Consider the following 13,571-nt stretch of genomic DNA (forward strand, 5'->3'; position numbering starts at 1 on the left):
TAAAGGTTAATTATTTGATTAGTATATGGTGATTTTTTTGTTGTCTATTGAATATGAAAAGGGTTCAATCAGCGCTAATGCGTCCAGTACATCCCGGATCTCTTTTTGGTCAAAAGTACCCGAGAAACTTGCATCTCTTGCCTTTGCACTTCGAAACTCAAAGCTAACGTCATATACCCGCTCCATTTCTTTTGATAGATCACAAAAAGTCTTTCCCCTGAATACAATCGTATGGTATCTCCAGAGGGCTTCTACGACAGCAGTATCTTCCTTGTTTAAGTAGGTAAGCTCAGGAAGTGACGAATAACTCTTCTGAACTTTACCAAAAACCTGGTCTTGATATCGAACGATAAGCTTTTCTGAAGATTTAAGGGTGATCACGTCATTTGGCCTGTCTGGAAGTGTAACCTGAACCTTTCCTGTGATTAACGTTGTCTCACTCATTTTATCCCTAGGATAGGCTTTCAGATTGAAAACCGTACCGAGAACCTTTATGTCAGCTTTATCTGTGTGAATGATAAATGGATGGGCGCTGTCATGATGTACATTAAAGTAACCCTCTCCAGAGAGATAAATTTCTCTATGATTTGGACCAAATGTATTGGCTAGTTTTATCTTGCTGTCCACATTGAGAATTACACGGGTTCCGTCGCTCAGAAGCAGTGATTTTTTGATCCCTTTTGCTGTACTGAATACCAAAGGGTTACTGGCAACAACCGGACTGTATTCATTCCAGAGAAAATAAGAGGTTCCTAATGTTAGTAGGGTCAAAGCTGCAATTCGCAGAAGCCAGTTGAATTTTCTTTTTTTCTCCACCTGGTAGCCCTGCTCAATGGTGGCAATCTTTGACTGTACTTTTCTGTATAAAGCAATATTCTCCCGTTCTTCTATCTGAGCTGACAGCAAGTAATTCCTTATTGAATGATACTCCTGCAAAAGTTGTGGGTCCTGAGAAAGTAAACTATCTAGTTTTTCTCTATCAGCCTGAGAAATTTCCTCAAGAAATTCAGCAGTGATCAAACGGACAAATTCTTCGCTGGTCATAATTTGGTTAGAATGGATTATGGTATAGACAATTTTCAAACCCGATTTACGTATACACTTTCTAATTTTTTTTATCTTTTTTTAGAGCGCAATTTCTGCTGGGGATTTAAAAATGATGTGCAGCTTAAATTTATCATAGCATTAAGGAGAGTGACCATTATAATAAAAAAATGCATACATTAGAGAAAATTATAACCAGATATCAACCCACTACGATCTTGCCAGAACGTGGGGATCTTCTTGAGAATTCCAATAATGAGTTAAATAATGACGGAGAAACAGGAAAATATTCTTGCGTGCTGGAACGAGATCCGGTACAGAAATGATGCGAAAGCTTTTGAGCGGCTTTTTCATTTGACTCAACGTAGATTTATCCGTTTTTGCACGCAGTATGGAGCTAGTCGTGAAGAAGCCGAAGAGATTGTATCTGATGTGTTTGTGCAGTGCTGGGTTAACAGGGCCGCATTAAACCATATTAATAAACCAGAAGTGTATTTGCTCACCCTGATTAAAAATAAAGCCATCAATCATTGGAAAAAATCAGCACAGATGCGTGTTGTAAATATTGACGATGTTCAGGGGGAGCTATCCAGTGTTTATCGACCAGATCTGGATCTGGAAAAAAAAGAACTCCGGATGAAGCTTGATGTTGCTATTGATGGTCTTCCGCTACAAACCAAGCTTGCCTTTAAACTGGTAAAGGAGGAAGGATTGAAATCCGCTGAAGTAGCTGAAATACTCAATATATCAGTCCGAACGGTTCATACCCATGTCTATAATGCGATGAACAGACTATGTAAAGAAATGCATCAATACAGAAAAGTATCCAATTTTCAAGAGCTGATCATTAAGTTGGCTTCTGCCACGATCTTATTCCTTCAATTTAATTTTCGCTAATTGATTGAAACTTTTATGAAAAAGGATGGTCAATTTGTCATCATATCCTTTACTCATTATCACTATTCGCTTGTTTGATGATAATCTAAATTTGCGAATTCAAAAAGATAACCCAAGCACATAAAATCCTAGCTGATTTTTTCACAAGTCTCATAAACTCATCTCATTAATCATAACCATTTTTAGGTTTTTGAAGATGAGTTTTAGTAATGATGAATGGCCATTATTAGATTAAAAATTAATGGAGATTGGGTAGTCAATTAAAAAGTATTTCAGAAAACATGGGAATAATGAGAAAGGTTTTTTGCTAAGCCCTATCAGAATCATACAAAATTCTAATAAACAAAAAATTAGATCTATGTGTAGCTATGGTTTTTAAGATATTTTATGGGGTTTATTCTGATAGCGATAAGTATTTTGATGTATTTGCTATCCAAGCCGTCACAAAGGTTAACAAGCCTGCAAACGCAAAATGCCACCACCGTAAACATATTCTATAGGCAAGCTTTCGAGCCAATCACCTATTATCAAATACCCTATCGGAAAAACTATGAAAATTGCAATAAAAATAATTCTGACAAAAAATTTGATAGCAATCTTTTCGAATTCAAGCCGTTAAAAATACATATTGTCAGAAGTTTTGGTAAAAGCTAATATTTAAAAATACTTTGTGACTTATATTCCCAAATATTTCTTCCATTCGATAGTCTCCCCCGGTTTCTATTCTATTTTCCTTACCAATTGTATAGCCAATAATTGCAAGTCCACGAACTTCCATATTTGTCTTTGAATCTTGTAACACCCCTAGATACTCATTATTGAGTTTCAGATAAAATTCCTTGGGGTCTACCTGTAATCCGCTGAGTGGCTTTTCCCAACTTGCTCGGTAGCGCAAGCGAAACTGAGGAGACTCAGCATCTTCTAAAGTCTGATCAATTCGAAAACGGTGACTCATTTTCGAGCTATATAGTTTCTTAGTATAGGCATATTGTTGAATAAAACGATGAATAAATTTCCCTTCCTCCCATCTAACCAAATAGCCTATACCTAAGTCATTTGAAGAGTTAAGGGCTTTATCTAACACCACCTCAAAGTCAAGCCGTTCGAATACTTGCTCTTTTTTATTCTCCGGAAAAGGATTTTGATTTAAGAGCTGGCGGCCCTCTAGTTTCGAGTTAATGTTCCAATCATTTTTTAGTTTCATAGATGCATTGATAACAGGAGATATTCCAAACTGGTTTTGGGCCGAACAGATTAGGCTTAAACCAGATAAAAGAAACAGTAGTATGTAGTACCTCATAAGATCTAGTACAGTAAATGTGGATTATTTTGATTTATAATCTTTAATATTTTAACTAGTCTCCCTTGATCGTCGAACAATACTTCGTAGTCCGATGTGCTTTTAATATTGATACCTCTGAGTACAATTTCATATCTGGTCATATAATTTCTTGAAGAATTTTTTCCTGCAAGCAGCAATTGCAAAGTTTCTGGTGATCCACTCCATTGACGCTGAACCTTCAGAATTTTAATTCGCATAAACTTCGATTTTAATCCCTCGTTAATAGCCCCTCGTACCTTCTCTGGTAACGAATCAAAGCTAACAATGGTTTCTATATCCTGAAGTTTGCCCATCCTATCAAATTCGATGCTGTAAATGGTTCGGTTTGTCTTTATTTTAGCCTCTATACTCTCACCACTTTCACTTTTTTCTACATACCATTTAATCTTGCCAGCAGGGAAAAGCTGCGTAACATAATTCAAAGCGGATTTGGGAACTTTTCCAGGCTTTATTCTAAATTCCCTCTCAATCTTGTTTTGTGCAGATAAGCTATTGGGATATAGCAGGAAAATAAAAGTTGACACCATTAAACTAACACGCAATCTGTTGTAATACTTATCATTTATCATCTTGACGAATTTTTATCAAATTTCATTAGATCACATCCTCAGAACTATTCAGCGATAAACAATAACCCGCCTTAATTGTTGTAGTAAAAATAAATTTATCATAATGAATCCAGATTATGGCCTACCTTAATTCATTATAAATTGGGAGTGTTATAGTCATTATTTTACCCTCAAACCCATATATTGCAGACTTAATTTAAAATTTGTATTGCAGCAAAAATTATCATTGAAATGCAATCCCTGGGATGGAACAAAAATTAGTTAACCATTTGATTTAGCGAGGCAATTGAAGGTCAATTAGAGCATGCAGCCCAAAAAACTAATATTTGATTTCGCTAATATATCTAATTTAATACATGGGAATTAAACAGAATAGTCGAAGTTTTTTGTGGTACCTTTGATAGCACTTTTAGCATTATCAGTTCATGTTTAATCACTAGGAAATACAATAGCCTCCTACGGGTTAAATCTAAACCAGGAAAACCTCTGCATTCGGAAAAGTCAATGTTAACCATGGCATTCCATTATTTGGCGCTATAATTCAGGGCTCAAATCTAAATAACAAAATTCAGACAGATAGAAATGGAAGCTACCTTCTAGATTTGACAAATAAATCCATAGAGGTTAAAGCTTATTGGCTAGGCTATAATCCATTTCACAGAATAAGTAAAACTAGCAACTCAAGATTCGCTCCTGACTTCGCCATGATTTTTTAAGTAATTTTTCAATGCGCTGATTTTATGTTAGTTACATTATTTGCATCACCAATTTGGGTGACGCAAGGCGATTAAGAACTATCTTTAGGGATGTTTGTCCGCAAAAAAAGGAATCGTTCTGGCACCACTAGCATTGTTGTAGCGGTTAAGGTTCAAGGTAAATTTAAGGAGGTTAAGACAATTGTTGTCTCTAGGGATGAGGCGGAGATTGAACGTTTTTACAAGGAAGGCAAGATCTGGGCAGATAATCAGGTGAAGGGAGAAGATTTATTCGAGCAGCATACCCAGGAGACAGATGAAGTGTACGTTACCAATCTCCTGCTTTCCAATATTGAAAATATCCTTCACAATGGCACTCAGCTCATATTAAATAGAGTATATGATTCAATTGGATATGATGCGATAGATGATTATATCCTGAGACAACTGGTCATCTCAAGATTAGATCAGCCTATGAGCAAATCTGCAACAATTGAATACCTGAAGGCACATTTTAACGAAGATCTTCATTTGGGTAAAATCTATAGGTATATGGATAAGCTCTATAATACGCAACAGGAATCCATTCAAAAAATCAGCGTTGAACATACCAGAAAGATATTGGGAGGGAAAATTGGCTTGATGTTTTATGATGTAACCACACTTTATTTTGAGTCAGATTATGGGGATGGCTTTAGGGAGCCTGGTTTTTCTAAGGATGGTAAGCACAGCCAACCTCAAATCGTATTAGGGCTATTAGTGAGCGAGGATGGATACCCCTTATCTTATTCTATGTTTAATGGTACACAATATGAGGGGCACACTATGATTCCCATTGTAGATGATTTTGTAAGACGATTTAAGCTGGATGATTTTGTGCTGGTCGCTGATTCTGGATTAATAAACAAGAAGAATATCGATTTTCTTAAGGCACAGGGATACAAGTATATTATAGGTGCACGCATAAAAAATGCGAATAAGATACAAAGAGATTGGTTGCAGTCGCTTGATAAGGTCGAAGGTCATTTTAATGAAACAACGGTTGCACATGGAAGATTGATAGTAGGCTACTCTGAAAAACGAGCAAAAAAGGATGCTCATAACCGTATCAAGGGAATTAATCGTTTGGAGAAAGCATTTAAGGCAGGTACCATTTCTAAGGAAAATATAAACAAGCGCGGGTATAACAAGTTCCTGGTGATTTCAAAAGATGTCCAGGTAACGATAGACAAAAGTAATGTAGAAGAGGATGCTAAATGGGATGGATTGAAGGGGTACATTACTAATACTGATTTACCCGCTGCAGAGGTCTACGATCAATATAGTAGTTTGTGGCAGGTTGAACGTGCTTTTAGGATTACCAAGGGGACGATTGAAATGAGGCCGATGTTCCACTTTACTCCAAAACGAATGGAAGCTCATGTATGTATCTGTTTTGCAGCTTATAAGGTATATAAGGAACTAGAACGTATACTAAAGGAAAATCGGTATAAGATCAGTGTAGATAAGGTCTTGGAAGTTGCTAAGACGGTCACCACACTGAAAATAAAATTACCAAACAGCGGAAAAACCATGAGTAAAACAATGATTATTACCGAAAGACAGAAAGCAATCGAACCACTATTTTCCGATGATTTTTGGAAATCTCAATTTGGGTGACGCATTGGCGAAGTCAGGAATAAGTAAAACTAGCAACTCAAGATTCGCTGCAACTCAATTTTACAATGATCGAAAGTGAGGAAGAAATTTTGATAGTCCCGCTCTTTATACTGTACCTTATACTAAGTAGTTTGAATACAAATATCTTGCATTTTTGGCAAGCCAAAACGCTTTCCACTAAGATTTACGTCTGAAAAAACGATCAAATTTCAAAGACCAATTGACCTCCATTACAAAATTATTCCCTCAAAAAACGAAGGCTTTGATTTGAATATTGCAGAAAGTAAAATGATCTTGTTATTTTTGAGTGCTTTTGTTCACCCTCACGACATTGCCTATTTAACAATGGAATCTATAATTATCAAGCCCAGGAACGAAGTTCTAAAAAAATACGTACAATATTTTTTATTTTTTAAAAAAACAGATCCGGGCTTTTTAAGCTATTCCACATTTCCAAATAACAATCTTTGTCTAGCCATTTATAAGGAAAATACAATCGATTATACCAGCAATTCAAAATCCAATAATTGCATCATTACACCGGGTAATGTCGGTTTCAAAAGCAGATTGTTCGGATTTCATAAAATGCCATTTCAGGTTAATATTAGTTCGGCTTTGGATCAAATTTGCATTCTATTTGAGCCTGCTGCCTTGCGTGTTTTTACCCGAGAGTCCTTTGAAGATTTACTAGCTATAGATCATGTATTTGATATATTTACACAAAAGAGTGATTTTTTTCTGGAACAATTATTTGATGAGAATAATCTTTTAAGCAGAGCGGAGAAATTAGAAACCTTGCTATTGGAAAACTTAAATGTCAGACAATCGGAAAAGATGATAGAAGCATTACATCTTATAAAAAGAGGTAGTGAGCAAAATTTAACTACTGAAAAACTGGCTAAAAAACTTGGGATGAGCGCTCCCACACTCTTCCGCCTATTCAAAAACAATATAGGCATGAACCCTAAATCCTTCATGAATACTCATCGCTTCAGAAATATCCTTAATGAAATTCTTCGTGAAAAACAGGCCTTGACACATGTTGCCTATGCTAATCTTTACTATGACCAGGCCCATTTTATAAAAGATTTCAGGTCATTTTCCGGCTATTCGCCGAAGCAACTATTAAACAAGATTTCCATTGAGCAAAACGATCTGGCCTGGATATACAATAACAAAAACCATCGCTGAACGATTTTTACAATTTTTCCAAATTGATGTTGATTTTCTTTGTGAAAAAATCAACTCATGAAATACTTCGTTTATATCGTTATCTATTTTCTCTTTGCTGATTCTCTGATTGCACAGGCCCAGCTTGATGGCAAAATAAAACTAACTAAAATATCTTATTCAGAAATGCTCAAAGAGCATGATTCGCTAGTATATTACATTAAACAAACAAGCCCGGTCATCTATTATAACAAGGAAGTACGCGGTATCGACTTTGACCAGCTGTCTGCGCAGCTCAAAAAGCGAATCAAGCCCAAAACATCCATGGGTGAATACCTGGAGATTATTAAAAAAACTCTAAATGTTGCCCAGGATGGTCATACCAGCCAGCTAAATTCAACTTTGCTCGATATCGTGAAAAAATACTGGATCCCGGCCAAGTTGGTATCGTTTGACAGTGCTAGTACAGCCAACATGTATGAATATGTCAAATATTTAAAAGAGGCATATTATGCTAAGGTGGAACTCAACCTAATCTATACTTCAGGGGAATATTATAATCTGCTTGGTTTTAGCTACAAAGGGAAAAGGTATCCATCAGGAATGAAACTTCTGAGTTGCAACGGTAAAAATATTCATGATTTCGTCAAAACACTTACCGCACTCGTTTCTCCTTTACGTTGGGACAGGTTAAGAAACAGGGTATATGATGAAAATTTTTACTGGCCGGCAGAAATATATAAAAATGGTGTGCTTAATCTTGTCTTTTCCGATAAAAACAACAACAGGCATCTATTGAATATCGCTAAACAGGATACTGTTACCTATCAAATCAAGAAAAATAACGAATACGGCTATCTCAGTCAGACAGATACTGTAGTGACCCATTATTTTGATACAACGGGTATTTTCTATGCCAAAATTCCTGCCATGAAAGAAGAACTTGGAGATACCATTAAACGCCGCTTGATGGCTGCTTTCCGACACAAAAAAATAACAGGTATCGTGATTGATATCAGAGGAAATGGTGGGGGAAGCGATAATACTTACAGCAAATTCCTGAGCACGTTGGTTCAGGATACTTTAAAGAAAAAGGTAGTCGTTGCGAGAAATTTCAGTCCTTATATCCAGGCACATTATCATATCAATAAAGATTCTGTCTTAAAGAGCAGTACCTATACCTTTGATCCGGAGGTGCCCACATTGAAATCGCAGGATATGTACTACATCAAACAGGATTTTAATTTTGTTGTGCCAGACAGCGTAACCTTACCTTTTGAGGGAAAAATATATGTGCTTCAAGATAAATTCATCTATTCCTCGGCCAGCAACCTTTCTAGTCTGGCGAAGAATAGTGAACAGCTCATTAGCATTGGTCAGACGCCGGATTTGTTGGGTGGTCTTCAGGCAAGTACATTGATGATAATGTTGCCATATAGCAAATTCATCTTTAGGGTTGAACCTCAGATTGATTTAACAGACATTAAAAAGGTGGATGATATCTTTCAGAATCATGTGGAATATCCCGTTCAGTACACCATTGATCATTTATACCTACGGACAACGACCAAAGAGGACATTTATGGAATGGGCTTTCTACAAAAGCATGACCCGATGTTTGCCAAAGTACTTGAACTGGAACAAAAAAAATAATGCAAGACTCATATTAGAACGCTATCGATGAAAAGAATAGCGTGGTTATATAAGTTTATCTCGAGAACTTAAAGGTCATAACCAAGTTTCCGACGTGCTAACTTAGCTTTTGTAGCCTCTGTAAACATATTGCGGACAATCCTTGTATTTCACATGGTCTCTTGAGTGATTAATATGGTGTTAACGGTGTTGTGTCCATGAGGATAGATGGACCAATTTTCAACTTGATAATCATATCAACCGAGCCCCAGGCAAAATCGAGGTTAAATTGCTTTTCTGATCTTTCTGACTGTTCCAATGCAGGCAAACCTCTATATTATCGAAATGACGATTGTATAAGTAAAAAAATTAATACCGCCCTTCATTATATTTTTTTTAAAAATTTTTCAGAGCTCAAATACAGCCATTTCTATTAAGATTATTGGCTTATCTCTATCTTCAATATTTATCTTTTGGGAAAATGGTTTTTTGTTTTGCTTGTTTATGAAAGAATCTGCACTTAAATTGCTTAAAACCATAAATAAATTAGCGTAGAAGTACAATTATAAAAAGAATTGTTTTAGTAAAAAATAAATGTTAATTTAACGCTTATCATTTTGCCGGCATTGAAGTAGTTTATATAAATTTCTTCATGGCAAACTAAAACCAATATAAACTGTATAATTCTACGCCAAATGTTAAAACTCCCCAAAGTAGCTTGCAGCTACATCGCTATTTTACTTTGCTGTATTTGTCAACAGTCGGAGGCTCAAACAAAGGTTAGCCCAATGAAAGCGGCATTGCCAATACCGATGATCCCTTCACCAGGTCAATTCGATAGTTTGCCGATGGGCGACTGGAATTCATTTGCGGAGGTCAAACTTGGTGTACCCATTTTTCCAGGCCCATTCAAGCCTACCTGGGAATCCATAGAGGCAAATTACCCAGGTACTCCAGCTTGGCTAAGAGATGCTAAATTTGGAATATGGGTTCATTTTGGGCCACAGGCTTCGGGTGCAAGCGGCGATTGGTACGCCAGAAAGATGTATACCCCAGGAACGCCAGCCTACAAAAACCATCTGGAAAAAAATGGTCATCCTTCAGAATTTGGCTATAAGGAAATCCTCCGCGACTGGAATCCCACACAACTTGATCCTGCTAAACTTGCGAAGATATACAAGGACGCTGGAGCCAGGTTCCTGATGATCCAAGGGGTGCACCACGACAACTATGACCTTTGGAACTCACGTTACCAGCCTTGGAATTCGGTCAATATCGGACCCAAACGCGATCTGCTCGGAGAATGGGCAAAAGCCTGCGTAGCGAACAATATTCGCTACGGGATTACATTCCATCATGAATATACTTGGTGGTGGTGGCAGACTGCATTTGGAAGTGATACCACAGGAGTCAAAAAAGGAATTCCGTATGATGGAAGCCTGAGGCTTGCAGACGGTAAGGGAAAATGGTGGGAAGGTTATGACCCCCGGATGTTATACGGTATTGATTTGCGTGAATATAAAGGCGTCGCAGAAAAATCACACAGTCCATGGTCTCCCCCATCACCAGGGATTTTTAGCAGACACCTCGATTATGCCAAATGGTATGCCAACAATTGGGCATTACGTATGATGGATGTTGTAGAAAACTATAACCCTGACTTTATCTATACAGACGGCACTGTACAGGGACCATTTACAGGTAATGGCACCGGTACTGGTTATAAAGCTGATGCCATGCAGAGCGTGATTGCCGATTACTATAACCGGACGCTAAAACATCGTGGAAAGGTCAATACCTTCAGCATTGTGAAATTTCGAGATAAGACCAATGGTACGGTCACTACAGAAGAATTTGCCATTCCTGATAAGATCAAAACCGATCAAGCGTGGATAGCCGAAGCTCCAGTTGGAGACTGGTATTATGCACCAGACTTTACCTACGATTCGGGAATGATGATCAGATATGTCACTGAGGCAATCGCTAGAGATGGCAATGCGGCGCTTTGCATTTCCCTACTTCCTGATGGATCTCTGGATGAGGGTAGCTTAAAGATGCTAAAAGAGGTAGGTGTATGGATGCGTCGAAATGGAGAAGCCGTTTACGGAAGCCATGCCTGGAAAATTCCAGGAGAAGGGGAATTGATAAAAGGAAAATTGAAAATGCTTCCTGGTGGAGCATTAAGGCGCAAACATGCCGACTTTAAGTTCGGAGAACAGGATTTCAGGTTTACAGTAGGTAAAAATGGTGCTCTATATGTTTTCAGTATGATGGTCCCTGAAACAGGAGATAAACTAAAGATTAAATCACTTGGTAGTAATGAATCCTACCTTGGGAAAACAATAAAAAAAATAAGTATGCTTGGCTATAAAGGTAAGTTGCAGTGGAAACAGCAGGCTGATGGGCTAATTGTTACTTGTCCTCCTATGATGCCATATGGAACCTCGGTCGTGTTTAAAATTGAATAACCAACAAAGTTATAATTCAAACTGAATTTTTACTATTGCTCATACCCTCGCTACAAACCGTTTAATAAGATGTATGGGTCTTTTAGAATTACCAATTTAATTTTTCTTTATCCGGCCCATTTTAGCATGTTGAATGTAGAAACTCATGTAAGCGTTGATAAAACTGCTTACATGAGAATTGATATTGCGCTGAGGCTTGAAGTTACAGGCTCAATTTGCTGTTGTTCATCCAATCTGGTCAAAATCTTAAGGCAGGCCTGAAATAAAAAAAAGGAGCGTTAAAGATACAGGAAGCTCCCTTCCGTTTTCTTTCTCCAGATGTCTTTCATCAGCTTTCCATTTACAAAAAATAGGAATAAAACAAGTGCTAGCATTTTTTTTACTATAGCTTTTCAGGGTTCATAGTACTTATTGATGCTTTTCTGGTAGAATTTAGCAATTACTTCTGGAGATGATTTAAACGTTCAATTTGATCAAGCATACAAATAAATTCTAAAATTTAGAGAACTATGAGGTAGTAAGATTTATTCTTTTTGGAAAATTAATTTCCAACTACTAACAGATCTCTTCTCATTGAATATCTTAAATACACCAAGAATCTTGTATTTCTCAGAATGTATTTATCGAAAGAATCAGCCTAGTAGAAATGTTGCTCATCAAACCATTCAGATAAATTGGTAGATGGCGTCAAGATGCAGAGGCTAAATTTTGTTTGGCTTCGCTTGTGGAAAGATGATGAGGTCTTTAGTAAAAGGTATTATTCCCTTTGACGTTATTTTTCCTTTTTTACGCCCTCACTTGTCATAATTACTCGTTTCATGGTTCCATCGCTATTGTAATTCAAATAGTCTATGCAAACTGATCTTCTAAAACTTCCGCCATCTTCATTTATAGTACCGTTGTGGTATACAAAATATGATTTTCCTTTAAAATCAATAATAGCCTGATGGTTGGTATTTGAATTTCCAGCAACTTCATTCAAAATACCTTTGTATTGCCATGGTCCTGTTACCTTTTTGCTCATGGCATACACGATCTTTTCTGGAAAACCGGATGCATAGGAAAGATAATACCAGTTCTTACGCTTATGAATCCAGGGTGCCTCCGTAAAATTTGGTATATCAACTCGCTGTATAGGGCCATCCAATTCAATCATATTCTTTTTCAGCTTGGCGTAATAACATTTCTGATTTCCCCAGAATAAATATGCCTGACCATCATCATCAATTAATACTGTCGGATCGATATCGTCCCAGCTGATTTTAACATCGGTGGTCATGTCGTTTGTAATCAATGCTTTTCCTATTGCATCCTTAAATGGTCCACGAGGGTTATCCGCCACAGCTACTCCAATGGATTTTCCGGAAATTGTTCCATGTTGGATGGCCACATACCAATAAAATTTTCCATCTCGTTGAATCACTTGTGAAGCCCATGCATCATCTTTTGCCCAGGCAAAATCGTTTACATTGAGTGGCGATTGATGTTCTTTCCAATTTACCATATCCGCTGAAGAATAAAGCAACCAATCATGCATTTCATATCGTTCCTTGCCTTTTGGCGCTACATCATGGCCGGTGTATAAATAAACTGAATCACCATAAACATACGCTGCGGGATCGGCGGTATATTTATCGGTAATAATCGGATTGCCTTTTGAAGCAATGATTTTTTCCTGAGCCCTTGTGCTTAATTGCATCGCGGAAAGCATCAGGATTGATAAACTGATTTTCTTCAACATTATTTATTGTATTAATAATTTTTCAAGTTCTTTTTGTTTGATGGTTTGGATTGTTCCATACCTTAAACCTTTGGGAAGCGTAATTTTTTCGGACACATCGGTCCAGTTTTTTAAATCTGATGATTGCATTGCACCATATTTATGGTCGCGGTATTTGTCAAAATAAACCAGCCATTGATTGTTTAGTTTTACCGTAGTTGGGCTTTATGCCGAATATTTCCCAGTAATCGGATCTCTAGCCTTTGAACAGGGGCCAATCAATTGATCGGCGTAAGCAACCTTAATGTTCTTTTCCGAAGGTTCAGGGGTTTCGTCTTTCAAAACATGATAAATTTTCCATTATCCTTTATAATC

At 37.2% G+C, this 13,571-nt stretch carries 9 protein-coding genes; 5 read left to right on the top strand and 4 right to left on the bottom strand.

Translation table 11 applies throughout. The features are described 5' to 3' along the window. Nucleotides 1–18: 18 nt before the first annotated feature. Nucleotides 19–1,044 (bottom strand): FecR family protein, encoded by a 1,026-nt coding sequence (locus tag OQZ33_RS03975; protein WP_265797764.1) that lies wholly within the window; start codon nucleotides 1,042–1,044, stop codon nucleotides 19–21. Nucleotides 1,045–1,311: 267 nt separating this feature from the next. On the opposite strand from OQZ33_RS03975, the gene OQZ33_RS03980 reads away from it, so the two are divergent. Continuing rightward, a complete protein-coding gene (locus tag OQZ33_RS03980; protein WP_265797765.1) occupies nucleotides 1,312–1,941 on the top strand; it encodes an RNA polymerase sigma factor in 630 nt (209 codons plus the stop codon). A 631-nt stretch (nucleotides 1,942–2,572) separates the two neighbouring features. Here the strand turns inward: OQZ33_RS03980 and OQZ33_RS03985 are convergent. Together OQZ33_RS03985 and OQZ33_RS03990 are read right to left on the bottom strand one after the other, a co-directional pair. After that, nucleotides 2,573–3,145, bottom strand: a complete 573-nt coding sequence (locus OQZ33_RS03985) for a DUF2490 domain-containing protein (protein ID WP_265797766.1) — start codon at nucleotides 3,143–3,145, stop codon at nucleotides 2,573–2,575. Nucleotides 3,146–3,246: 101 nt separating this feature from the next. Further along, nucleotides 3,247–3,852: a hypothetical protein gene (locus tag OQZ33_RS03990; protein ID WP_265797767.1), complete on the bottom strand. Its 606-nt coding sequence runs from the start codon at nucleotides 3,850–3,852 to the stop codon at nucleotides 3,247–3,249. Nucleotides 3,853–4,658: 806 nt separating this feature from the next. Between OQZ33_RS03990 and OQZ33_RS03995 the strand changes: the two genes are divergently transcribed. The 4 genes from OQZ33_RS03995 to OQZ33_RS04010 all read left to right on the top strand — a co-directional run bounded on the left by OQZ33_RS03995 (nucleotide 4,659) and on the right by OQZ33_RS04010 (nucleotide 11,476). Beyond that, nucleotides 4,659–6,206, top strand: a complete 1,548-nt coding sequence (locus OQZ33_RS03995; RefSeq protein WP_265797769.1) for an IS1634 family transposase — start codon at nucleotides 4,659–4,661, stop codon at nucleotides 6,204–6,206. A gap of 267 nt (nucleotides 6,207–6,473) precedes the next feature. Continuing rightward, nucleotides 6,474–7,397 (top strand): AraC family transcriptional regulator, encoded by a 924-nt coding sequence (locus OQZ33_RS04000; protein WP_265797770.1) that lies wholly within the window; start codon nucleotides 6,474–6,476, stop codon nucleotides 7,395–7,397. A gap of 57 nt (nucleotides 7,398–7,454) precedes the next feature. Then, a complete protein-coding gene (locus OQZ33_RS04005; protein ID WP_265797771.1) occupies nucleotides 7,455–9,029 on the top strand; it encodes a S41 family peptidase in 1,575 nt (524 codons plus the stop codon). 674 nt (nucleotides 9,030–9,703) lie between these two features. Next, nucleotides 9,704–11,476, top strand: a complete 1,773-nt coding sequence (locus tag OQZ33_RS04010) for an alpha-L-fucosidase (RefSeq protein ID WP_265797772.1) — start codon at nucleotides 9,704–9,706, stop codon at nucleotides 11,474–11,476. 772 nt (nucleotides 11,477–12,248) lie between these two features. Here the strand turns inward: OQZ33_RS04010 and OQZ33_RS04015 are convergent. Then, a complete protein-coding gene (locus tag OQZ33_RS04015) occupies nucleotides 12,249–13,217 on the bottom strand; it encodes a glycoside hydrolase family 43 protein (RefSeq protein WP_265797773.1) in 969 nt (322 codons plus the stop codon). Nucleotides 13,218–13,571 lie beyond the last annotated feature (354 nt).

Origin of the sequence: Pedobacter sp. MC2016-05 (assembly GCF_026239735.1) — a bacterium.
Classification (GTDB): domain Bacteria; phylum Bacteroidota; class Bacteroidia; order Sphingobacteriales; family Sphingobacteriaceae; genus Pedobacter.